The 22,864-nt window shown below is 67.7% G+C and carries 27 protein-coding genes; 24 read left to right on the top strand and 3 right to left on the bottom strand.

Translation table 11 applies throughout. The features are described from left to right. Positions 1–6: 6 nt before the first annotated feature. From N536_RS40905 to N536_RS0126220, 3 genes are all read left to right on the top strand, one after another. Entirely contained in the window at positions 7–1,149 is a 1,143-nt protein-coding gene (locus N536_RS40905; protein WP_197040233.1) for a DUF3060 domain-containing protein, read from the top strand. 85 nt (positions 1,150–1,234) lie between these two features. Next, positions 1,235–1,921: an HAD family hydrolase gene (locus N536_RS0126225; protein ID WP_029116348.1), complete on the top strand. Its 687-nt coding sequence runs from the start codon at positions 1,235–1,237 to the stop codon at positions 1,919–1,921. Positions 1,922–1,931: 10 nt separating this feature from the next. Further along, positions 1,932–2,390, top strand: coding sequence for a nitroreductase/quinone reductase family protein (locus tag N536_RS0126220; RefSeq protein WP_029116347.1), 459 nt, complete (start codon positions 1,932–1,934; stop codon positions 2,388–2,390). 7 nt (positions 2,391–2,397) lie between these two features. On the opposite strand, the gene N536_RS0126215 is transcribed toward N536_RS0126220, so the two are convergent. Beyond that, positions 2,398–2,673, bottom strand: a complete 276-nt coding sequence (locus tag N536_RS0126215) for a hypothetical protein (protein WP_029116346.1) — start codon at positions 2,671–2,673, stop codon at positions 2,398–2,400. Between the two features lie 95 nt (positions 2,674–2,768). Here N536_RS0126215 and N536_RS0126210 point away from each other — a divergent pair, with 95 nt between their 5' ends. The 5 genes from N536_RS0126210 to N536_RS0126190 all read left to right on the top strand — a co-directional run bounded on the left by N536_RS0126210 (position 2,769) and on the right by N536_RS0126190 (position 7,530). Further along, positions 2,769–3,683 carry a 1,4-dihydroxy-2-naphthoyl-CoA synthase gene (locus N536_RS0126210; RefSeq protein WP_029116345.1) on the top strand — a complete coding sequence of 305 codons (915 nt, stop codon included), beginning with the start codon at positions 2,769–2,771 and terminating at the stop codon, positions 3,681–3,683. Between the two features lie 465 nt (positions 3,684–4,148). Then, positions 4,149–5,471: a PLP-dependent aminotransferase family protein gene (locus N536_RS0126205; protein WP_081809379.1), complete on the top strand. Its 1,323-nt coding sequence runs from the start codon at positions 4,149–4,151 to the stop codon at positions 5,469–5,471. Between the two features lie 75 nt (positions 5,472–5,546). Further along, positions 5,547–5,957, top strand: coding sequence for a cupin domain-containing protein (locus N536_RS0126200; protein WP_029116343.1), 411 nt, complete (start codon positions 5,547–5,549; stop codon positions 5,955–5,957). 5 nt (positions 5,958–5,962) lie between these two features. Further along, positions 5,963–6,895 carry an NADP-dependent oxidoreductase gene (locus tag N536_RS0126195; RefSeq protein WP_029116342.1) on the top strand — a complete coding sequence of 311 codons (933 nt, stop codon included), beginning with the start codon at positions 5,963–5,965 and terminating at the stop codon, positions 6,893–6,895. Further along, positions 6,892–7,530 carry an HD domain-containing protein gene (locus N536_RS0126190; protein ID WP_029116341.1) on the top strand — a complete coding sequence of 213 codons (639 nt, stop codon included), beginning with the start codon at positions 6,892–6,894 and terminating at the stop codon, positions 7,528–7,530. The genes N536_RS0126195 and N536_RS0126190 overlap by 4 nt, the downstream gene beginning before the upstream one ends. Before the next feature lie 7 nt (positions 7,531–7,537). On the opposite strand, the gene N536_RS0126185 is transcribed toward N536_RS0126190, so the two are convergent. Beyond that, entirely contained in the window at positions 7,538–8,023 is a 486-nt protein-coding gene (locus N536_RS0126185) for a TetR/AcrR family transcriptional regulator (protein WP_036437675.1), read from the bottom strand. A gap of 142 nt (positions 8,024–8,165) precedes the next feature. Here N536_RS0126185 and N536_RS0126180 point away from each other — a divergent pair, with 142 nt between their 5' ends. The 13 genes from N536_RS0126180 to N536_RS0126120 all read left to right on the top strand — a co-directional run bounded on the left by N536_RS0126180 (position 8,166) and on the right by N536_RS0126120 (position 18,541). Further along, positions 8,166–8,732, top strand: a complete 567-nt coding sequence (locus tag N536_RS0126180; protein WP_029116339.1) for a hypothetical protein — start codon at positions 8,166–8,168, stop codon at positions 8,730–8,732. Then, positions 8,729–9,181, top strand: a complete 453-nt coding sequence (locus N536_RS41745) for a hypothetical protein (protein ID WP_029116338.1) — start codon at positions 8,729–8,731, stop codon at positions 9,179–9,181. Before N536_RS0126180 ends, N536_RS41745 begins: the two co-directional genes overlap by 4 nt. Before the next feature lie 35 nt (positions 9,182–9,216). Further along, positions 9,217–10,101 carry an SDR family oxidoreductase gene (locus N536_RS0126170; RefSeq protein ID WP_029116337.1) on the top strand — a complete coding sequence of 295 codons (885 nt, stop codon included), beginning with the start codon at positions 9,217–9,219 and terminating at the stop codon, positions 10,099–10,101. A gap of 74 nt (positions 10,102–10,175) precedes the next feature. Further along, positions 10,176–10,598: a VOC family protein gene (locus N536_RS0126165; protein WP_029116336.1), complete on the top strand. Its 423-nt coding sequence runs from the start codon at positions 10,176–10,178 to the stop codon at positions 10,596–10,598. Positions 10,599–10,694: 96 nt separating this feature from the next. Beyond that, positions 10,695–11,876 carry an inorganic phosphate transporter gene (locus N536_RS39450; RefSeq protein WP_051574773.1) on the top strand — a complete coding sequence of 394 codons (1,182 nt, stop codon included), beginning with the start codon at positions 10,695–10,697 and terminating at the stop codon, positions 11,874–11,876. Between the two features lie 31 nt (positions 11,877–11,907). Then, positions 11,908–12,198, top strand: coding sequence for a hypothetical protein (locus tag N536_RS0126155; protein WP_029116335.1), 291 nt, complete (start codon positions 11,908–11,910; stop codon positions 12,196–12,198). Between the two features lie 61 nt (positions 12,199–12,259). Continuing rightward, positions 12,260–12,583, top strand: a complete 324-nt coding sequence (locus N536_RS0126150; RefSeq protein ID WP_029116334.1) for a DUF3349 domain-containing protein — start codon at positions 12,260–12,262, stop codon at positions 12,581–12,583. A gap of 92 nt (positions 12,584–12,675) precedes the next feature. Then, positions 12,676–13,731: an o-succinylbenzoate--CoA ligase gene (gene menE / locus N536_RS0126145; RefSeq protein ID WP_036437713.1), complete on the top strand. Its 1,056-nt coding sequence runs from the start codon at positions 12,676–12,678 to the stop codon at positions 13,729–13,731. Positions 13,732–13,739: 8 nt separating this feature from the next. Beyond that, the gene (locus N536_RS0126140; protein ID WP_029116332.1) at positions 13,740–14,354 is read left to right on the top strand and encodes a pyridoxamine 5'-phosphate oxidase family protein; all 615 of its coding nucleotides are present in this window, start codon (positions 13,740–13,742) and stop codon (positions 14,352–14,354) included. A gap of 126 nt (positions 14,355–14,480) precedes the next feature. Then, positions 14,481–14,636 carry a DUF6131 family protein gene (locus N536_RS42335; RefSeq protein WP_155948726.1) on the top strand — a complete coding sequence of 52 codons (156 nt, stop codon included), beginning with the start codon at positions 14,481–14,483 and terminating at the stop codon, positions 14,634–14,636. Beyond that, entirely contained in the window at positions 14,627–15,760 is a 1,134-nt protein-coding gene (locus N536_RS0126130; RefSeq protein WP_029116331.1) for an AI-2E family transporter, read from the top strand. Before N536_RS42335 ends, N536_RS0126130 begins: the two co-directional genes overlap by 10 nt. 45 nt (positions 15,761–15,805) lie before the next feature. Next, positions 15,806–17,341: an FAD-dependent oxidoreductase gene (locus tag N536_RS0126125; protein ID WP_029116330.1), complete on the top strand. Its 1,536-nt coding sequence runs from the start codon at positions 15,806–15,808 to the stop codon at positions 17,339–17,341. 87 nt (positions 17,342–17,428) lie between these two features. Next, entirely contained in the window at positions 17,429–18,541 is a 1,113-nt protein-coding gene (locus N536_RS0126120; RefSeq protein WP_029116329.1) for a hypothetical protein, read from the top strand. Between the two features lie 10 nt (positions 18,542–18,551). Here N536_RS0126120 and N536_RS0126115 read toward each other — a convergent pair whose 3' ends face one another. Then, positions 18,552–20,009, bottom strand: a complete 1,458-nt coding sequence (locus N536_RS0126115) for an aminotransferase class I/II-fold pyridoxal phosphate-dependent enzyme (RefSeq protein ID WP_029116328.1) — start codon at positions 20,007–20,009, stop codon at positions 18,552–18,554. A gap of 86 nt (positions 20,010–20,095) precedes the next feature. Here N536_RS0126115 and phoU point away from each other — a divergent pair, with 86 nt between their 5' ends. The 3 genes from phoU to N536_RS0126100 all read left to right on the top strand — a co-directional run. Then, complete coding sequence (gene phoU, locus N536_RS0126110; protein WP_029116327.1) at positions 20,096–20,782, top strand: phosphate signaling complex protein PhoU; 687 nt, start codon at positions 20,096–20,098, stop codon at positions 20,780–20,782. A gap of 1 nt (position 20,783) precedes the next feature. Next, positions 20,784–22,121 carry a cytochrome P450 gene (locus N536_RS0126105; protein ID WP_029116326.1) on the top strand — a complete coding sequence of 446 codons (1,338 nt, stop codon included), beginning with the start codon at positions 20,784–20,786 and terminating at the stop codon, positions 22,119–22,121. Between the two features lie 168 nt (positions 22,122–22,289). Continuing rightward, positions 22,290–22,864: DUF222 domain-containing protein (locus tag N536_RS0126100; RefSeq protein ID WP_036437670.1), on the top strand; the 575-nt coding region annotated here is incomplete at its 3' end.

The following is a 22,864-nucleotide window of genomic DNA, read 5'->3' as shown; positions in this document are numbered from 1 at the left end:
CTGTCGATGAACCCCCAAGATCCCGAGCAGCGCGTCGCGGAGCTCGAGCGGCAGCTGGCCGAGGCGAAGGCCACCGCGCTGTTCGAGCAACTGCGGGCGGGCGGCGGTCCAGGGGGTTACTCCAGTTGGCTGAATCCCGGTGCGCAGCAACCGGTGTCGTCGGGCGAGTACGGGGCGCCGCTCGCGTCGGCTCCCCGGAGGGTTCCGTGGGAGTTCCTGATCGCCGAGATCCTGCCGTTCCGCTGGTGGTACGTCTTCTTCCTCTTCATGGTCGCGATCCCGCCGATCATCGTGTGGATCACGCTGCCCGAAGCGTTCCTGCCGGCGGCGGTCCTTTCCCTGCTCGGCATCTATGGACTCCACGTTCGGGGCGCGATGACCCGGTTGGCGCTGCTCAAGTGGGGCCAGGTGGCAACGGTCACCGGCACCGAGGTGCTTTCGCAGGCGACGTACTTCAGTGGCACCACCTATTCCAACGTGGTCCTTCCCGTTGCGCGCGGATGGCAGGTCAGCCGCCCGATGTGGAGCGGGCCGAAGACGAAGACCCGGATTCGCTACGCGCTCGACGGCCAACAGGGCGAGCTCGTCGTCGGCGGGCGGGAGTACATCGACGGCGTGATCCTGGCCGATCAGCGGAAACCGTCGCGGGCGTTGTGCGTGACCGCGTTCCCGTACGACCTCGACCGGGACGAATCGGGCCAATGGGTCGGCAAGCTGCGGATCCGGTTGGTGATCGGGATGGTGTGCTGGTTGCTCATCATGGTCGGCTGGATTGGCCTGGCCGTGTTCTTGTTCTCGGCGTCGAAGACGGCCGTCACGGCGGGCGTCTCCCCCGCACCCCGTACGACGGTGCGAATCCCCACTTCGTCGGTCATCCCGGAACCGGGCGCGGAGGTGTTGGTCAGCGGCGCCAATCAATACGAGAGCATCACCTGCAACCTCAACGCGGTGACGGTCAGCGGCTCCGCGGACACCGTCGACATCACCGGGCACTGCCTCAGCGTCACCGTCTCGGGCGTCAACAACCACGTCGCCGTCGACGTCGCCGACACCATCACGGCCACGGGCAGCCACAACGTCATCACGTTCCGCGCCGGCGCGCCCGAGATCGACAACGGTGGAATGGACAACACGATCCTTCCGGGCTGACAACTGCCCATGCCCGATTGAGTTGTATTGCTTGGCTTTTCACCGTGAGCGGCGAAGCAGTGGCGGCGGATGGCACGATGACACCATGGAGCGAGTGCGCGCAGTGCTCTTCGACTTCTCCGGGACGCTCTTCCGACTGGAGGAGGACGACAGCTGGTTCGCCGGAATGGAGGTCGACGAGCGCGAGGTCGACGGTCACGTGCAGGCCGAGTTGATGCGTCGCCTCACCGCGCCGACCGGGCGGTCCGTCGACATGGACCCGAAGACCTACGAGGCGTGGGTGAACCGCGACCTGGCCCCGCACCTGCACCGTGAGGCCTACCTGCACGTGCTGCGGGAATCCGGGCTGGCCGACCATCACGCCGAGTCGCTCTACAGCCGCGTCATCGAACCGTCCAGCTGGACCCCGTATCCCGATACCGCCGCCGTGCTGGCGGGCCTGCACGACCGCGGCATCAAGACCGCGATCGTCTCCAACATCCCGTTCGACGTCCGGCCGGCGTTCCAAACGATCGGAGCGGCCGACCACGTCACGGAGTTCGTCCTCTCCTTCGAAGTCGGCGTCGTCAAGCCGAACCCCGAGATCTTCGAGACCACGCTGTCCCGGCTCGGCGTGAGCGCGGCCGAAGCCCTCATGGTGGGCGACAGCGAAGAGGCCGACGGCGCCGCTCAAACCGTCGGCTGCGGCTTCGCACTCGTCGACCCACTGCCCACGACCGAACGGCCCGACGGCCTGATCGAGGCACTGAAGGCGAACGGCATCGCCGTCTAGGATTCAGACCATGGCTGACGACACGCGTATCAAACCGCCGTGGTGGCTCAAGCCGATGAACAAGGTCTTCATGTTCATGCTGCGGCGGGGCCTGCCGATCTCGGGCAAGGAAGGTCCCGTCGTGCTGACGGTGCCCGGCCGGGCGTCGGGAGCGCCGCGCTCGACGCCCATCACGCCGATGACCGTCGATGGCAAGCGCTACGTCGTCGCCGGTTTTCCAGGGGCGGACTGGGTGAAGAACGCCCGCGCCGCCGAGACCGCGACACTGACGTCCGGCAAGGTCGCCCAGACCGTCCGCATGGTGGAACTCGGCGCCGACGAGGCCCGTCCGCTGCTGCGCCAGTTTCCGATCCTGGTGCCGACGGGCGTCAGCTTCATGAAGCGCTCCGGTCTGGTCACCGACGGCACGCCCGACGAGTTCGAGGCACTCGCCGGGCGGTGCGCCGTCTTCCGGTTCGACCCGGTGTAACGCTCGGCTACAGGTGCGGCGCCTCCTTGATCTTGCTGTCCTGCTTGCCCGCGGTCTGACAGAACGTCATCACCGACAACCGGGTACCGGTGATCTCCAGCTGAGCCGCATCGGTGCCCTTCTCGTCCTTCAGCATCTTCGCGACCGCATCGTTCTGGCCCTTTTCGTCCGAACCGATGTAGTCCTTGCACTTGGTATCCCCGCCCGTGACAGCCGGCGAGCAACCGACGAGCATCACGCCCGCAACCATGGCCGACACAATCACGCCTGCTGACCGCTTCATCGTGGTCCTCCCTGTTCGTGGTGCGGTAGCGCACCGTCGCGGCGATCTTGTACCCCTGGGCGGTGTCTGTGAAACGCCGCTCTACAGTCGACCGGGTGAGCGCTGACAACCCGTTCGACCCGTCGCTGTGGCAGCCCGTCGCCGGATTCGACCTGACCGACATCACCTACCACCGCCATGTCATCGACGGCGTCAGGCAGCCGACCGTCCGCATCGCGTTCGATCGGCCGGAGGTACGCAACGCATTTCGGCCGCACACCGTCGACGAGCTCTACCGCGTGCTCGATCACGCGCGGATGTCGTCCGACGTCGGCGTCGTGCTGCTCACCGGCAACGGGCCGTCCCCCAAGGACGGCGGCTGGGCGTTCTGCTCCGGCGGGGACCAACGCATCCGCGGCCGCACCGGCTACCAGTACGCCTCCGGCGAGACGGCCGACACCGTCGACCCCGCGCAGGCGGGCCGGCTGCACATCCTGGAGGTGCAGCGGCTGATCCGGTTCATGCCCAAGCCCGTGATTTGCCTGGTCAACGGGTGGGCCGCCGGCGGTGGCCACAGCCTGCACGTGGTGTGCGACCTGACGCTGGCCAGCCGCGAGCACGCCCGGTTCAAGCAGACCGACGCCGACGTCGGCAGCTTCGACGGCGGCTACGGCAGCGCGTATCTCGCCCGTCAGGCGGGACAGAAGTTCGCCCGCGAGATCTTCTTCCTCGGCCGCCCCTACACCGCCGAACAGATGCACGCGATGGGCGCCGTCAACGAAGTCGTCGACCACGCCGAGCTGGAAACCGTTGGGCTGCAATGGGCTTCGGAGATCAACGGCAAGTCGCCGCAGGCCGTCCGGATGCTGAAGTTCTCGTTCAACCTGATCGACGACGGGCTGGTCGGCCAGCAGGTGTTCGCCGGTGAGGCCACCCGATTGGCGTACATGACCGACGAAGCCGTCGAGGGCCGTGACGCGTTCCTGGAGAAGCGCGACCCCGACTGGTCGAACTTCCCCCGCTACTTCTAAGCGATTTGTGGAGTCTCACCGGCGGTCACCGCGTGTGAGACTCCACAAATCGCCGGGTGGGGGCGATGCTCCCGCCTTCCGACCGATGCTCTTTCGCGTCCTACGTCCGTTTTCTACATCAGGGTCGTCGTTCGACGCGGTACGCCTGAAATGACGACCGGGATGTAGAAAACGCGCTTAGCGTTGCGCAGGGGTAGTCAGGCGCTCCACTTCAGCTGCACCGACGGACGTCCTGCACTGGACAACAAGGAGAACGATTGGTCTACTGTAGGTAGATCGATCGGTCTATAGGGGTCGGCAGGCAGCGCGAAGGGGCGCGGGTCAGCTCGGTGCGCGTCGACTTCGCATAGCCCGCATCGGAAGCGGCGCCACTACATAGACTGCTCACCGGAACCGAGGTGAGCAGACGTGGTAGGGCTGGATCTACATCTCGAGCGGCCGCACGGCCGTGCGCGAGACAGCGTGATGGACGCCCTGCGCGACGCGATCCGCTCGGGCAGGCTGGCGCCGGGGACTCGGCTCCCGTCGAGCCGCACCCTGGCCGTTGATCTGGGTTTGGCGAGAAACACCGTCGCGCGGGCGTACTCGGAACTCGTCGCCGAAGGTTGGCTGACGACTCGGCACGGTTCCGGCACTGCGGTGTCGCAACGCGCGGCCGGCGTCATGCGATCGGGGGCCGCACGTCCCAAGCGACCGCCACCGCGGCGGCCGGAACACGACATGCGCCCCGGCCACCCCGACCTGTCGTCGTTTCCCCGCGAGGAGTGGAGCCGCGCCGTCAAGCGAGCGCTGCAAGCGGCGCCCTCCGAAGCGTTCGGCTACGCCGACACATACGGCAGGCCCGAGCTGCGCACCGCTCTTGCGGAATACCTCGCGCGAGCACGCGGAGTGCGGTCTCGGGCCGACAACATCGTCGTATGTTGCGGCGCCGCTGAGGGTTTGAGCCTGGTAGCCGGCGCCTTGGTCGACACCGGAGTTGGCGCACTGGCCGTGGAGGCGTTCGGCTTGCCCGAGCAACGAGCGATACTGGCCGGGCGCGGCCTGCGCTGCCCACCGCTCGCGATCGACTCCGACGGCGCCGACGTCGATGCGCTGGACGCCATGCCGGAGGTGGGCGGTGTGCTGTTGACACCGTCGCACCAGTTTCCGATCGGCGTGCCGCTGCACTCCGACCGCCGCGCCGCCGTCATCGACTGGGCGCGCAGGACCGGCGGCCTGATCATCGAGGACGACTACGACGGCGAATTCCGCTACGACCGCAGCCCCGTCGGCGCGCTGCACGGCGTCGACCCCGACCGCGTGATCTACATGGGTACGGTCAGCAAGTCGTTGGCCCCCGGGCTTCGGCTCGGCTGGCTCGTCGTGCCGGATCGGCTCGTCGAGGCGGTGGCCCGGCAGAAGGGTGATACCGAGCCGACGTGTGGCTTCGTCGATCAGTTGGCGATGGCCGAATTCATCCAATCCGGTTCGTACGACAGGCACATTCGCACGATGCGCACGCAGTACCGCCGCCGCCGTGAGCAGCTCGTGGCAGCGGTCGCCCGGTCGTCGCCGGACACCCGGGTGACCGGCATGCCCGCGGGACTGCACGTCGTCCTCGAACTTCCAGGCGGCAACGAGAGCGCCGCCGCTCGAGACCCGGCGTGGCAGCGTCTCGCCGTCGAAGGCCTCGACCTGTTCCGCCACCCCGACGCCGACACCAGCCGTGACGGCCTGGTGATCGGCTTTGCCGCGCCAGCCCCGAGCGCGTGGTCGGCAGCGCTGCAGGCGTTGACCGGCTTGCTGTGACGGCGCGAACCGTCCCCCGTTCACAGCGCAGAAGTGGCCCACGAAACCCGCTCCAGCGGGGCTAGTGTCGAGAAGATGTTGGTAGCAGGAAACATCAAGGTGTCCGATCTTCTGTCCGTCACGCCACCGCCGGTTCCCGACGGCGCGCACGCGATGACGCAACTCGTCGAACTCCCGCCCGCGGACGACGGGCCTGCGCCGCACCGTCATTCCGGCCCCGTTTTCGGATACGTTCTCGAAGGCCGGGTCCTCTTCGAGCTCGAGGGTGAGGCGCCCCGCGAAATCGTTGCAGGCGAGGCGTTCTGGGAGCCCGGCGGCGACGTGGTGCACTATCAGGTCGCGAATCTCGAAGCCGATCGCTGGAGCCGGTTCCTTGCCGTGTGCATCTGCGCACCAGACGTCGACATGATCACCATGCTCGAACCCGACGAGATCATCGCCCGCGATCACCTGCGCCACCCGAGCGCACGCCGGAACGCCGAGTGACCGCCATGCAGGCAGTCGTTGCCCGCGACCGGGCCGCCGGCATCTCCGGCCTCGAAGTCGCCGAGATGCCGTATCCACATGCCGCCGAGAACGACGTCATCGTTCAGGTCCACGCGGCGAGCTTCACACCAGGCGAGCTCGACTGGCCGGGAACGTGGACCGACCGCTCCGGGCGAGACCGGACACCGGCGATTCCCGGCCACGAAGCATCCGGCGTCGTCGCCGGACTCGGCTACGGCACCACCGGGCTGACCGTCGGCCAGCGGGTCTTCGGGTTGACCGACTGGGCCCGCAACGGCACACTCGCGGAATACGTTGCGGTGGAGGCGCGTAACCTCGCACCCCTGTCGGGCAGCGTCGACCACGTCGTCGCCGCAGCACTGCCCATTTCCGGCCTGACCGCATTGCAAGGCCTGTTCGACCACGCCCATCTCGTGACCGGGCAGACCGTCCTGATCCATGGCGCAGCAGGCGCCGTGGGATCGCTCGCGGTGCAACTTGCCCACGAAGCGGGAGCGCACGTGATCGGCACCGGACGCGCCGAGCACCGCGAAACGGTTCTCGGCCTCGGCGCCAACGACTTCCTCGATCTGCAGGGCGACCGCCTGGAGGATGTCGGCAAGGTTCACGTGGTGTTCGACGTCGTCGGTGGTGAGATCCTCGATCGTTCTGCAGCGCTGGTGCGTTCGGACGGCGTCCTCGTCACCATTGCGGAGCCGCCCCGGGTGCGGCCGGACGACGGCCGGGCGGTGTTCTTCGTCGTCGAACCGGATCGCTCCGGTCTCATCGCCCTGGAACGCCGGCTCCGGGAGGACCGGTTGCGCCCGATCGTGGGAACGGTATGCCCACTGGCACAGGCACCGTCGGCGTTCGACCCCGCCAACCGCACCGCCGGGAAGACCATCGTCCGAGTCGTGCCGGACGGAGGCGACCGATGACGAAAGAGATTGCGGGGGTGGCCATTCCGGACTCTCCGATGGCAAGAGAGGCCACCGAGCTGGTGGCTGCGGCCGCGGACGAGCTGCTGTTCAACCATTCGCGGCGCGCGTATCTCTGGGGCATGTTGCACGGCCGCGCGCGTGGTCTGCAACCCGACCCCGAGCTGCTCTACGTCGGGACGATGTTCCACGACCTTGGCCTCACGGCGAAGTACCGCCGGCTGGATCAGCGGTTCGAACTCGACGGCGCGGACCTCGCGCGGGGTTTTCTGCGAGACCACGGCTACTCGGCGAACGAGGCCCGAAACGTCTGGCTTGCCATCGCCTTGCACAGCACGCCGGAGGTGCCGGATCGCATGGAACCCGAGATCGCGCTGCTCATTGCCGGGGTGGCGACCGACGTGGTGGGCGCCGGGCTCGACGCGTTGACCGCGGAGCAGATCGCCGAGGTGGTCGCTGCGCACCCGCGGGAAGGGTTCACCGACGGCATGTTGCGCGCCTTCCACGCGGGCACGAAGGACCGGCCCAACACCACGTTCGGCACCATGAACGACGACGTCCTCGCCCACTTCGACCCGACGTTCACCCGAACGAACCTCGTCGACCTCATGCGGCACAACGAATTACCGCAGTGAGTCGGATCTAGAAGGCCAACTGGAGCCGCAGCGTCGCATCGAGGTGCTCACCGACGACGTCCAGCGGCTGCGTCGAGCGGTAGGCCAGGCACTGGACGACGGCGCCCTCGATCGCCGACACGGTGAAGCTCGCGAACGAGGCGGCCGCCGGAGCACTCAGGCCGGCGCGACGCAGCTGGTCGGACATCGCCTCCTGCCAAATGGTGAACACCGATGCGGCTTCCCGCGCCAAGTCGGGAGTCTCGAATGCGCTGAGGCCCGCGACTGGATCATCGGCTTGCGTCAGCGTTCCGATGGGGCCGGTGGACTCCGCGCCGACCCGCCTGGTCGCCTCGATCAGCAGCTGCATCTTTCCCTCGGGGAAGTGCGTGTACAGCGATCGTCGCGCCGCCCCGCTGAGCTCCACGATCTCGGCGACGCCGGTCGCCGCCACGCCGCGGCGCCGCAGCAGATCGACGGTGGCCGCGACGAGCCGTTCCCGAGCGCTGCTCATCACGGTTCTCCTTCCAGCCAGGTATACCAATCAGTCTACATGCGGGCGATCGGCGGGTCTTGGAGGCCGTGCGCCGATCGATATTGACGTTTCCGTAGACGCCGCCGGGGTATGCACCTCGACGGATGAGGAGGTGCCCACGATGCCGAGTTGGGGATGGATTCTGATCGTCGCGGCGGTGGCGATCGCCGCACTCGCGGTGGCCGTCGTTCTGGCGACCCGGCGCAGGAAGACGCAGCAATTGAAGCAACGGTTCGGTCCCGAATACGCCAGGACCGTCTTCGAAGCTGGGGACGAAAAGGCGGCGGAGAAGGAACTGACCGCCCGCATACGCAAGCGCGACGAGCTCGACATTCGTCCACTGACGCGCCAGGCGCTGGACGGCTACGTCAGGCGCTGGCGGGTGGTTCAGACCGCATTCGTCGACCATCCGTCGAGCGCGGTGGGCGAGGCCGACGTCCTGGTCACCGAGGTCATGCGCGAACGGGGCTATCCGATCGACGACTTCGAACGGCGGGCCGCCGACATCTCGGTCGACCACCCCACCGTCGTCTCGAACTACCGCGCCGCGCACGACATCCATCGGCGACAACTGAAGGGCGACGTCGGGACCGAGGAGCAACGCAAGGCGTTCGTTCACTACCGCGCACTGTTCGAGAAGTTGCTCGAAGCCGAGACCAGGGACACGTCACAGGAGGCAAGCGCATGACCACCCAAGATCAGTACACGCAGGCGGAAACCGCGCAGGCGCAGACCAATTCGATGACGCCGGCACATTCTCGCGCGCGCACCGAGTCCCCGATGGAGCAGACCCAGCCGTTCCAGCCGGTCGATGAGTCGGCGGACGGCTCGACCGAACGGTCTTCCGAACCGGACGAATCATCAAGCAAGAGACTGCTCTTCGCCGACGACGTCCTGGACGGACTGCGTACGCGCTGGGACGACGTTCAGGCGTGTTTCGTCGACGACCCCCGGGAGTGCGTGCAACGGGCCGACGCCCTGGTGGCCGATGTCGTCGACATGCTCGTCGCCGGCTTCACCGACGCGCGTTCGCGGCTCGAGGAGCAGTGGGCGCGTGGCGAAGAGGCCTCCACCGAGGATCTTCGCATCGCCCTGAAGCGCTACCGCGCGTTCTTCCAGCGACTGCTCACGGTGTGACCATCGCAGGGAGGCTGCGGGCCTAAGCTCGGGCGGTGAGCAAGAGTCCCCTTCGCCGCCTGGCCGACAGCGCGTTGCTGACCAGCATGCGGCCCCCACTGTCCGATCGCGTGCTGTCCTACCGGCCCAACCGCGAGGCGGTGGACCTGAGAGGCAAGCGCATCCTGCTCACCGGGGCATCGTCGGGCATCGGCGAGGCGGGTGCCGAGAAGCTGGCCCGCGCGGGCGCCACCGTCGTCGTGGTCGCGCGGCGGCAGGAACTGCTCGACGCCGTCGCTGCCCGCATCACCGACGCGGGCGGTGACGCCCGGGCCCACGCCTGCGACCTGTCCGACCTCGACGCCATCGACGAGCTGGTCGCCACGCTGGAGCGCGATCTGGGCGGGATCGACATCCTGATCAACAATGCAGGCAGGTCGATCCGCAGGCCGCTGGCCGAGTCCTTGGACCGCTGGCACGACGTCGAGCGGACGATGGCGCTGAACTACTACTCGCCGCTGCGGTTGATCCGCGGCCTCGCCCCCGGCATGCGCGAGCGCGGCGACGGCCACATCATCAACGTCTCCACCTGGGGCGTACTACAGGAATCCGCTCCGCTGTTCGCCGTGTACAACGCTTCGAAGGCGGCGCTGACCGCAGTGAGCCGCGTCATCGAGACCGAATGGAGCAAGGACGGCGTGCATTCGACCACGCTGTTCTACCCGCTGGTGAAGACGCCGATGATCGCGCCCACCCGCGCGTACGACGGGCTGCCCGGTCTCAGCGCGGCCGAGGCCGCCGACTGGATGGTGACGGCAGCGCGCACCAGGCCGGTGCGGATCGCGCCGCGGATGGCCGTCACCGCGCATGCCATCAACAGCTTCGCGCCTGCCGCCGTCGACGCCGTGATGAAGCGCCAACGGGTCCAACCCAACGGCTAGCTACGGTCCGATCACCCGGCGGCGGCTACCGTGTCGCGGCCGAATCCGGCACGTGACGTGCTAGACACGAACGCATGGAGATCCTGGCCAGCCGGGTGTTGTTCCGGCCGGCCGACTACCAGAGGTCACTGACCTTCTACCGCGATGCCATCGGCTTGGCGATCGCCCGCGAGTACGGCGCGGGGACGGTGTTCTATGCGGGGCAGTCGCTGATCGAACTAGCGGGGCATGGAGGGCAGGAGCGAAGCGACCCGGGAAATGTAGATGGGCATGCTACAGACGCCTCGTCCAGCTTCCCCGGCGCGCTGTGGCTGCAGGTTCGCGACGTCTACGCCACCCAGGCCGAACTGGAGTCGCGAAGCGTGCCGATCGCCCGCGAGGCCAAGGCCGAACCGTGGGGCCTGCACGAGTTGCACGTCACCGATCCGGATGGCGTGACCCTGATTTTCGTCCAGGTTCCGGAGACACATCCGCTGCGGCGGGACACCAGAGGTTAACGGAAGGCGAACATCATGCGGCCACTTAGGGTTGACCTGCGAATTCTTTGCTCAACGGTTTTACAGCAAGCCTAAGTAACGGACAGAATTCCAGCCGTGGACCTTCAGCTCTTTCTCCTGATCATCGTGGTCGCAACTGCGCTCGCATTCGACTTCACGAACGGCTTTCACGACACCGGAAACGCCATGGCGACATCGATTGCCAGCGGCGCACTCAAGCCGAAGGTCGCGGTGGCGCTGTCAGCGTCGCTGAACCTCGTCGGCGCCTTTTTGTCCACCGCCGTCGCGGCCACGATCGCGAAGGGGTTGGTGCAGTCCGGCTTGGTGACCCTCGAGATCGTGTTCGCCGGCCTGGTCGGTGGCATCGTGTGGAACCTGCTCACCTGGCTGCTGGGCATCCCGTCGAGCTCCTCGCACGCCCTGATCGGCGGCATCGTCGGCGCCATGCTCGCCGCCGTCGGCGGCCACGGCGTCATCTGGAAGGGCCTGGTTTCCACCGTCCTGATCCCCGCCGCGCTGGCGCCGTTCATCGCCGGCCTCGTCGCGACCGTCGGCACCTGGCTGGTCTACCGCGCCGTACGGGGTGTGCCGGAGGAGCGAACCGACAAGGGGTTCCGCTACGGACAGATCGGCTCGGCCTCGCTGGTCTCGCTGGCCCATGGCACCAATGACGCGCAGAAGACGATGGGCGTCATCTTCCTGGCCCTGATCTCCTACGGCGCCGCCGACAAGTCCGACGCACTGCCTCCGTTCTGGGTCATCCTGTCCTGCGCCGCGGCGATCGCGGCCGGCACCTACCTTGGCGGCTGGCGCGTCATCCGCACGCTGGGCAAGGGCCTCGTCGAGATCAAGTCCCCGCAAGGCATGGCCGCTGAAACCTCGTCGGCCGCAATCATTCTGCTGTCGAGCCACTTCGGTTACTCGCTGTCCACCACGCACGTGGCGACCGGCTCGATCCTGGGAAGCGGCGTGGGCAAGCCGGGCGCCGAGGTCCGTTGGGGTGTGGCAGGCCGGATGGCGGCGGCCTGGCTGATCACGCTGCCGTCGGCGGCGCTCGTCGGTGCCATCACCTACTTCATCACCCACTTCATCGGCGGCTACGCCGGTGCCGCCGTTGGCTTCCTGCTCCTGGTGGCAGTCGCCACCGCCATCTGGCTGCAGTCGCGCAAGGCACCGATCGACCACACCAACGTCAACGAGGAATGGGAAGGCAGCCTGACCGCGGGAACCAGCGAGAAGGCTCCCGCGCCCAAGGCCGAGTCCACTCCCGCCGTCTGACCGTCGACCCGATACCGAGAGGCTCTACATCATGAACGGCTGGATCAACCCCACCGCGGTATTTCAGATCATCGTCGCCGGCCTGATCATCGGCGCCGGCCTGCCTGCGCTGTTCTCCATCGGGGTACGGCTCAACGCCGAAGGCGTCGGCGTGGTTTCGCACGACGGTGCGCCGGCGAACAAGAACCCGGCACTCGCCGCACTGAGCTGGTTGCTCTTCGCGATCGTGTTTGCCGCGGTCGTCATCGGCGTGCTGTTCATCGCGCGTGACTTCGTCGCGCACAACACCGGCCTGTACCTCCTGGGCGCCAAGCACAAGTAGCATTGGCAGCTCAACTGTCGGCCGGGTGCATAGTTCACCCGACATTGGGAAAGTTGAAGGCATGAACGGATTTCTCGGCAAGATCGTGGCGTGGATCAACGCCGGATATCCCGAAGGCGTGCCCGGTCCCGACCGAGTTCCGCTGTTCGCCCTCCTCAAGCGGCGGCTCACCGACGACGAGGTCAAGGCCGTCGCGCAGGGTCTGCTCGAGCGAGGCGAATTCGACCACGTCGACATCGGCGTGCTGATCACCGAACTCACCGACGAGTTGCCGCTGCCCGAGGACGTCGAGCGGGTCCGGGAACGGCTGGCCACCAAGGGCTGGCCCCTCGACGACCCACGCGACGCCGAAGACTCGGCGGGCGACGAGAAGGATCCCGCATAGCCCCACTTCGTGCACTCGTCATTCCGGACATCCCGTCGACGCTGTCGCTTCTGACGGCGCTGGAGGGGGTGCTGGACGGGCAGGAATCGGCGATGCTGCCGGTACCCGCCGACGACGCGCGCCAGGCCGAGCTGTTGACGACGTCACTGCGGGTCGGCGAGGAGATCGACGACGACGTGGCGATCGTCGTGTCGACCTCCGGAACCACCGGAGTGCCGAAGGGCGCCATGCTGACCGCTGCCGCGCTGATCGCCAGCGCGTCGGCCACCCATGACCGGCTCGGCGGCCCCGGCAGTTGGCTGTTGGCCCTGCCGCCCTACCATGTCGCCGGCCTGCAGGTGCTGGTCCGCAGCACGTTGGCCGGTACCACGCCCGTGGCCGTCCCACCGAGCTTCGACGTCACCGAATTGCCTGCCGCCATATCGTCTTTGGGCGCCGGTCGGCGGTACGCCTCCTTGGTCGCCGTGCAGCTGGACAAGGCACTGGGCGACGAGGCCGCCACTGCCGCACTGGCCGAGCTGGACGGGATACTGATCGGCGGGGGCCCAATGCCGGCCGCGGTTGCGGAAAGAGCTGCCGCAGCGGGCATTTCCGTCATCCGCACGTACGGCATGAGCGAGACCGCCGGCGGTTGCGTCTACGACGGCGTCCCTCTCGACGGCGTCGAGGTGCGCATCGACGACGGCCGCGTGGTGCTCGGCGGTGACACCGTGGCCAAGGGCTACCGCAATCCGGTGGATCCCGATCCGTTCAGCGAGCCGGGATGGTTTCGCACCGATGACGTTGGCGTACTGGATGATTCGGGTGTCCTGCGGGTCCTTGGCCGCGTCGACGACGCGATCAGCACCGGCGGGCTGACCGTCTTGCCGCAACTCGTCGAGACCGCGCTGGCCACCCACCCCGCGGTCGCCGACTGCGCCGTGTTCGGCGTCCCCGACGAGCGGCTCGGGCAGCGCGTCGCCGCCGCGATCGTGCTGGCAGGAGATTCGGCCATGCCGACGATCGCCGAGCTGCGCGCACACGTCGAGCAGACCCTGGACGCCACCGCCGCACCGCGCGAGGTGCACGCCGTCGAGGAACTGCCCCGCCGCGGCATCGGCAAGCTGGACCGAAGGGAGCTCACCGCCAGGTTCGGCGCCGGAGCATGATGTGGGGCATGCGTCGTGAAGTCACCTCCGTCGAAGACCTGCGCGCGATCGTCGGGCATCCCCTTCCCGCCACCGCCAACAAGGTGAAGGACCGGCTGTCGGAAGCTCAGCAGGACTGGCTGTCGCACGCGCCGCTGGGATTCGTCGCCACCACGGACGCCGAAGGCCGAGTGGACGTCTCGCCGAAGGGCGACCCTCCCGGCTTCGTCCACATCATCGACGACACCACGATCGCCATCCCCGAACGACCCGGCAACAAGCGGGTCGACGGTTACCTCAACGTGCTCCAGCGGCCCCGCGTCGGCACGGTATTCCTGATCCCCGGCCGCGGCGACACGTTGCGCATCAACGGCACCGCGCGGATCGTCGCCGACGCCGACTACTTCGACGCCCTGACCGTCGACGGGAAGCGGCCCATCCTCGCGCTGGAGATCGCCGCCGAAGAGGTGTTCTTCCACTGCGCCAAGGCATTTCTGCGGTCGAACGCCTGGAAGCCGGAGACGTGGGACCCGACGGCCGTGCCCAGTGTCGCGCAGCTCGCCAAGGCCATCAAACCCGACATGAGCGACGAACAGCTCAACGAGTACTACGACGAGGACAACATGCGGAAGATCCTCTACTAGAGCGTGCCGCCCGCAAACGCGCGCGGTCGCGGGAAATGGGCAAATCGCTTGGGAGGTTTGGAACTTACGGATGCGGTAATTCCGTGCACAGGGAAGAACCCTCTTCCTGCACGGATTGGAGAAACGATGATCGTCCTCGGTGTGATTCTGCTGCTCCTTGGCTACTTCCTACACGTCGGCATCCTGTCGACGATCGGCATCATCCTGCTGGTCGTCGGTGCGGTGTTGTGGCTGCTCGGCGCCGTCGGGCGGCCCGTTGGAGGCAGAAAAGTCTGGTTCTAGTGGATGACTCCGACGCGAAGTCGGTAAGTCCGCCCATACGACGGGCCGCGGCGTGGTCATGGCGATTGCTGGTGATCTTCGCCGCGGTCGTCGTCGTATTCGAGGTGCTGCGCCGGTTCGGCCTCATCGTCGTACCGGTCGCGCTGGCGCTGACGCTCGCCGCAATGCTGCTCCCCGCCGTCGACTTCCTCGACCGGTACGGGGCGGCTCGCGGCGGCGCGGTGGCGTTCGTGGTGGTCATGGGTCTCACCGCGGTCGTGGGCATCCTGGCCTTCGTCGTCAACCAGTTCGTGGAGGGCCTGCCAGGGCTGGTCGACCAAGTGGCGCACAGCATCGACTCCGTGCGCGACTGGTTGATCAACGGACCGATGCACCTCAGCGGCGACCAGCTCAACAACGTCGGCGACACGGTCATCCAATCGCTGCGCGACCATCAGGAGCAACTGACCAGCGGAGCACTGTCCACGGCGGGCACCGTCGCGCAGCTGCTCACCGCTGCGCTGCTGACGCTGTTCACCCTCATCTTCTTCCTGCTCGGTGGCCGCAGCATCTGGGAATTCGTCACCCGCGCGGTGCCCCAGGAGAACCGCTCCCGCATCCGGGAGGCCGGAGCCGCCGGCTTTCACTCCCTCGCCGGCTACGCGCGCGCCACGTTCCTCGTCGCCCTCGTCGACGCGGCGGGCATCGGAATCGGCTTGGCAATCATGGGAATTCCGCTGGCACTACCGCTCGCCTCGCTGGTCTTCCTCGGCGCATTCATCCCCGTCGTGGGTGCCGTGCTCTCCGGCTTTCTGGCCGTGATCGTCGCGCTGCTCGCCAAGGGCTTCATCTTCGCGCTCATCACCCTGGGCCTCGTCATCGCGGTGCAGCAGCTCGAGGCGCACGTGCTGCAGCCACTCGTCATGGGTCGCGCGGTGTCGCTGCACCCGCTCGCCGTGGTGCTCGGCATCGGAGCGGGAAGCGTGCTCGCCGGCATCGTCGGCGCGCTGCTGGCCGTGCCCACGATCGCGTTCTTCAACAGCTTCGTCCGCGTACTGATGGCACCGGACCCATCCGCTCGAGGTGAGGCTCTCGAAGAGGAGTCGGACCGGTTGCTGGAAGCCGACGTCGACCGGGAGACGTAGCGGGTCCCCACGTTTGAGCATCGCCTGGCCGGGTACGAACGCGGCATGACTTCGCTGTGGCTGTCCGACCGCGTGGAATCCGCAATGGCGCCCGGCGCCATCGACGGCGCCGTGTACGACGTCGTGGTCGTCGGTGCCGGCATCACCGGCCTCACCACCGGCGTCCTGCTCGCCAGGGCCGGAAAGCGGGTGGCGGTGGTCGAGGCCCGCTACGTCGGCGCCTGCACCACGGGAAACACCACCGGCAAGGTCAGCCTGCTGCAGGGCACCAAGTTGTCCCGCATCGCCGCCAAGCACGGCAGCGACGTGCTGCGCGCGTACGTCACCGGGAACACCGAGGGCCGCGACTGGCTGCTGAGGCACTGCGACGACCACGGCTTGAGTTACCAACGCGAGGACGACTTCAGCTACGCGCACACCACCGCAGGCGTCGAGCAGGCCAGGGCCGTACTCGCCGCTTGTCGGGAGGCCGGTCTCAACGCCTCCTGGCAGGACGAAGCCGACGTGCCCTTCCCGTTCCAGGGTGGGGTGCGCCTGCCCGATCAAGCGCAGATCGACCCGATGCCGTTCCTGGACAGCCTGGTCGTCGAGTTGGAGACGCACGGCGGAGCGCTGTTCCAGGGACTACGCGTGCACTCCGTATCGGGCACCGACCCACTGCGTCTCGCGCTGCGAACGACGCACGGTGCCAGTGATCCTGCGCCGCAGGATCTTTCGATCACCGCCCGAAAGTGCGTGCTGGCCACTGGGATTCCCATTCTGGATCGCGGACTGTTCTTCGCTCGGCTCAAGCCGCAACGCTCCTACTGCCTCGGCTTCGACGTGCCGGGCGACATCACCCGCTCCATGTTCATCAGCGTCGACTCGCCGACCCGGTCGGTGCGCTACGCGCCAACGGCCGGAGGCGAGAAGCTGATCGTCGGCGGCGCCGGGCACACGGTCGGTCGTGCCACCTCGCCCGCCGAGTCGGTGAGCGAGTTGGCGCGGTGGGCGAAACTGCACTATCCCGGCGCCGTGCAAACCCACTTCTGGTCTGCCCAGGACTACCACCCCGTCGACGAGATCCCCTATGTCGGCCCGCTGTTGCCGGGCAGCGACAAGATCTACGTGGCAACGGGTTTCGACAAATGGGGCATGACCAACGGCGTGGCGGCCGCGCTGGCGCTGTCGTCGCGCATCCTCGGCGGCCGGATGGACTGGTCGTCGGCGTTCGCCAGCTGGCGCAAGCACGAAGTGTCCGGCATCCCGACCGCGCTGCAGGCCAACCTCGAAGTCGGCTTCCATCTGGCGAAGGGCTGGGTGACGCCGGCGATGGCCAGTTCCGCCGAACCGACGGAGGGGGACGGCGTCGTCGCGGGACCGCCCTGGCACCTGCGCGGCGAGGACGTCGTCGACGGCGTCAAGCACACCGTGTCCCCCGTCTGCCCTCATCTGGGCGGAATCGTCAACTGGAACGACGCAGACCAGGCCTGGGAGTGCCCGCTGCACGGATCCCGGTTCGCACCCGACGGCGAATTGTTGGAAGGCCCCGCCACCCACGGGCTGTCGCAGTCACGGCAGTCGGCGAGCTACGCCCACTGAGCGACGCGCCTCTTCGCGCCAGCCGCTGTTTTGTCTCCGCCGCATCGGGGCACCCGGCAAGGGAACGGTACGAGCGAAGGGATGATCATGGAACCCGACCGATTTCGGCCGCTTGCCTCGGGGCACGGCCCGTTCGCATCGGTGTACTTCGATGATTCGCATGACACCGAGGACGCGGCAACCCAACTCGGCGTGCGGTGGAAGGACATCGCCGACCAATTGACCAAGCTGGGCGCCGACACCGACCTGACTGCCCGCGTCCAGCAGGCGGCGATCGACGAACCACCCGCCGTTGGCCGTCGCGGTCGGGCGGTGATCGCCGGCGAGGACGTCGTGCTCAGCGAGTACCTCAGCCACCCACCCGAGAACATCGTCGTGCGCGTCTCGGAGCTGCCCTACCTCGTCCCCATCGTCGCGGACGGGATGGTGTCGCCACCCCACCTCGTCGTCGTCGTGGATCATGAAGGCGCCGACATCACCGTGCACCACAACGGGCAGGTACGCACCGAAATCGTCTCTGGCGGAGAGTATCCCATCCACAAGGCGTCCGGCGCCGAGAACCCCGGCTACGGTGATCCGCAACCACGCGCCGAGGAAGCGGCCCGCAGGAACATCCGCGTGGCGGCCGACCGCGTCGCCGAGCTCGTCGACCAAACCTCGCCAGAGGTGCTCTTCGTCGCTGGTGAAGTGCGCTCCCGCAGCGACTTCATCGACGCCCTGCCGAAACGCGCCGCGCAGCGGGCCGTCGAGGTCAGCGGTGGCGCCCGGCATGGCGGCGGCGACGATGTCGCTCTGCACGAACAGATCTCGGCCATCTTCGAGAATCGCCGCAATGCCACGGCCGACGACGTCGCGCAGCGGTTCCAGGCCGAGCTCGGGCGCGGCGGCGGACTGGCCACCGAAGGTCTCGACGGCGTCTGCGCGGCGCTCCGCGAAGGTGCAGTCGAGACGCTGCTCATCGGCGACCTCGGCGACGCGACCGTGCTGCGTGGCGACACACACGAGACCATCGCACCCAACGCGAACGTGCTCTCCGAATTGGGCACGGCGCCGGCGTCCCCGGTGCGGGCCGATGAGGCCCTTCCGCTTGCTGCGGTGGCGATCGACTCCGACCTCGTGCTGATCGGCGACCGCGTGGCCCCGCGTGACGGGGTCGGCGCCGTCCTGCGTTACGCCCCGAGGACCTCCGCGTCCGGCTGACGCCCGGAGGTCACCGAACGACCTTGATGGTCTTCAACTCTGGGTCGGCCGGGTCGGGCAGGTTCATCCCCGCCTCGACTCCCGTTCGCAGGTACTCGAGGACGGCATCGTTGAGCCGCTCCCCCGGCACCACGGCCGGTATGCCGGGCGGGTAGGGCGTGATCTGCTCGGCGGCGATGCGTCCGCTGGCCTTCTCCAGCGGCACGTCTTCGGTCGCGCCGAAGAAGGCGTCCCGGGGTAGCTCGACGGTTTCCAGTTCGAGTTCCTCTGGCGACGGCAGCCGAATGGCCTGCGGCGGTTCGAAGTCGGCGGCGGCCCGGCGCCACGCGGTCAGGCCGTCCATCAGACGGCGGGCACTGTCCGCGTCGTCCGCGAACGACAAGGTGGCCAGGATGCGGCGGTGGTCGGTCATGCCCATGTCGATCTGACGGTGCTCCCGCAGCCAGTCGGCCGCCTGGTAACCCGACGTTCCGGTCGCGGAGACGTCCAGCAACACCTGCAAGCGATCGAGATCGTGTGAGGCCTCCACGCCGAGCAGTTCGTCGTCGAGCACTTCCACGCCGTCGATCGTCTCGATGTCGCTTCGCAAGCCCTTGGCGAGATCCAGTGCGGCACCGAGCAATTCGTTTCCGCGCTGCACCATCTGGCGCCGCCACCCGTCGATCGCCGAATACACCAGGACGTTGGGGCTGGTGGTCATCAGCAGATCCGCGCACGCCGACAACCGATCCTGGTCGACGAGGTCACCCTGCAGGTGGAACACCGAGCCCTGCTCGAAACCGGCGCCCATCTTGTGCACGCTGACCACGCAGACGTCGGCCCCGGCGTCCATGGCCCACGTGGGCAGGTCGTCGTGGAACGGCAGGTGAGCACCCCAGGCCTCGTCGACGATGAGCGGTTTGCCGCGGTCGTGGCACACCTTGGCGATGCCTGCCAGGTCTGCGCACGTGCCGTACGGGCTCGGGCTGACGATCAGCGCACCGGCCGCGTCGGGATAGCGCTGCCACGTCTCTTCGACCTGCGCTGGTGACGGCGGATGCGAGATGTGCCGATCGGCATCCCAGCGCGGCGTGATCCACCGCGGTTGAACGCCGGAGAAGATCAGGCCCGCGACGATCGACTTATGGCTGTCGCGGCCTACCAGCAGGCTGCCGTCACCGCCTGCGACGGCCATCATCGCGGCCTTCACCGACAACGAGCTGCCGCACGTCGAGAACCAGGCGACGTCGGCGCCGACGGCCTCGGCCATCAGGTCCTCGGCGCGCTTCAGGTACTGGTTGCTGGTGCGACGATCGTCGAGGCCACCGCTGGCCAGCACGTCGTCGCGGAACGGTTCGCGGCCGAGCACGTCGAGCACCCGTTCGTCGGTACCGCGGCCCTGGCGGTGTCCTGGCGGGCTGAAGCCGTACCGGTCGGCCTTGTGGTAGTCGACGAGCGCATCGAGCAACGGGGCTTCGGATTGATCCATGGCCGTGGGGTTACCCCCAAGCGCTCGTTTCAACATCAATCGCGTGGGTACTTCGGCTGTGCCCTTAGGACGGCGTAGGAGGAGTCATGCGCGTTGCATTTCAAGCCCAGCTCGACCGGTTGACGGCCGAATTGGGCGACATGTGTGAACTGGTGGCCGACATCATGCAATGCGCCACGGCCGCACTGGTGCGGGCCGACATGGAGTTGGCGGCACAGGTCACCGTCGATCTGCAGCGTCTCGATGAACTGAACGGCTGCGTCAACGATCGTGCGTTCGCGCTGCTGGCCCTGCAGGCTCCGGTGGCTCGCGATCTGCGCGTGGTGGTCTCCGCGATCCAGATCGCCGCCAACGCCGACCGAATGGGCGGACTGGCGGCGAACGTCGCGAAGGTCGCCCGTCGGCACCATCCGGCGACGGCGGTTCCCGCGGAGGCTCTCGAGCACTTCACCGAAATGGGTCGAATCGCCGTGGAGCTCGCCAACCACTTGCACATCGCCGTCCTCACCGGCGACATCGAACTCGCCCGGCGAATCCGGGACGACGACGCCGTGATGGAAGACCTGCACGCCCAGCTGTTCTCCCTGGCCAGCGACGGCCGGTGGACACATGGCTCAGCAGCGGCGGCCGACATGATCCTGCTCGGGCGGTTCTACGGGCGCTTCGCCGACCACGCGGCGGAGATCGCCCGCCGTGTCGTGTTCCAAGAACAGGGCCGGATCGCGTCACCCGATGACGACCCGCTTCTCCTTCACCCGACCGGAAAGGTGTGACATGCCCGACGCGAACGTGCCCCGACTCACCGGAGCCGCAGCCCTGACGGCCCTGACCGACCTCGGGTTGGCGTCGATCGCCGCCGGCGCCATCGCCCGTCGCCGGCCGGTGATCCGACTGTTGGAACGCACCCAGGCCGACGCCCGCGGGGTGTCACGGTTGCGCGCGCTGCACAAGGAGTTCGGTTCCGGCCCAGTGGAACTCGCGATACCCGGCCGACGCATCCTGGTGATCCTCGACCCGGACGACGTCGGCCGCGTGCTCGCCGAGTCACCCAACCCGTTCGACCCGGCCAACCGCGAGAAGCGTCAGGCGCTGCAACAGTTCCAGCCGCATGGCGTGTTGATCTCCACCGGTCACATGCGCGACCGTCGGCGGGCGGTCAACGAGGCGGCACTGGACACGCCGTTAGCGCTGCACCGGCTCGCCGAACCCTTCACGCGGGCAATAGAAGCCGAAGCAGGCGAGCTGGCGGCCGAGGCACTTCAGCGCGGCAGCCTCGACTCCTCCGCCTTCATGACGGCGTGGTGGCGGCTGGTGCGCCGACTCGTGCTTGGCGACGCCGCCAGGGACGACGGCGCGATTACCGACGACCTGTGGCGGCTGCGTTCGGCGGGCAACTGGGCATTCCTCGGCCTGCCACATACCCGGATGCGGGAGCGGTTCTTCGACCGCCTGTACGGCTACGCCGAGGCGGCCGACCCGAATAGTTTGGTCGGTGCGCTCGCGCAGGTGCCTGCCGAGGGTGCGGTCGATCCGGTCGGCCAGATTCCGCAGTGGCTATTCGCGTTCGACGCCGCAGGCATGGCCGCGCTGCGTGCCGCTGCGGTGCTCGCAACGCACCCCGCGGCTTTACAGCAGTGCGAGACAGGTGATCTCGGCCAGGTCGCGGTGCGACCGTTCCTGCGTGCCTGTGTACTCGAATCGGTGCGGCTATGGCCGACGACACCGACACTGCTGCGCGATACGTCCACCGAAACCACGTGGCGTGACGGCGCGTTCACAGTGGATGCGGGTGCCGCCGTGATGATCATCGTGCCTGCGTTCCACCGCGATCCGGACCTGCCGTTCGCCGACGAGTTCGTGCCCGACATCTGGCTGGACGGCCGCGCGCAGCAGTATCCGCAACTGGTGCCGTTCAGCGCCGGACCCGTGGAGTGCCCCGGCCGCAACCTGGTGCTGTTCGCCACCAGTACCCTGCTGGCAAATCTGTTGGGGACCACCAGTCTCGAGCTTCGGTCGACGCCACGACTCGAGCCGTCGAAGCCGTTGCCCGCCACGCTGAATCAGCTGACCCTGGAGTTTGGCGTTGCGCCGGTGTCGGCTCGAGTGCCGTGACGGGTTGATCGGGCATGTGCTGCGAGCGCGCGCGTTTGCGGGCGACACGCCGGGGAATCACCGTACTTTGCGCGCGCTCGGCGGATCAGTGAAATCCCTTGCACCACTTTGGTTTCACTAGCCACAAATTGGCGTTTCTTGTCGGTGCATCGAACTAGTGTTCGAGTCATGCAGGCAGAGGTGCTCCGGGCGAAGATCGCCGCACTGCGCGCCGCCTACGACGAGATCGCCGCCTGCCCCATCGACACCCTCACCCACGCCGAGCTGCTGCCCGAGATGGACGAACTCGAAGCCTTGGCGTGTCAGCTGCCCACCCAGCGCCACCGCATGCTGACCCAACTGCAAGGCCAAACCACACCACGCGAACTGGGCGCCAAATCGTGGCGGGAAGTGCTGATGACCCGCTCGCGGCTGTCGGGCGCCGAGGCCAGCCGGAGGATCACCGAAGCGACCCTGCTCGGCCCGCGGAAAGCGTTGTCGGGTGAGCCGATGCCGCCGGTGCTGCCCGCCACTGCTGCCGCGCAAGCGTTGGGGTTGATCACCGAAGAGCACGTCGACGTGATCCGCAAAGGCGGGGCCAAACTACCCGGCTTCGTCGACACCCCCACCCGCAGCCAGATCGAAGTGGACTGGGTCCGCACGGCCGTCGGCACCGGACCGAAGGAGCTCGCCGACACGGTGAAACGCACCGTCTTCCTGCTCGATCAGGACGGACCGGTGCCCGACGACGCCGAACGCGAACG

This window comes from Mycobacterium sp. URHB0044 (genome assembly GCF_000620625.1).
Lineage (GTDB): Bacteria > Actinomycetota > Actinomycetes > Mycobacteriales > Mycobacteriaceae > Mycobacterium.
Note: the sequence above shows the minus strand (reverse complement) of the source record. Positions and strands in the feature narration are given on the sequence as shown.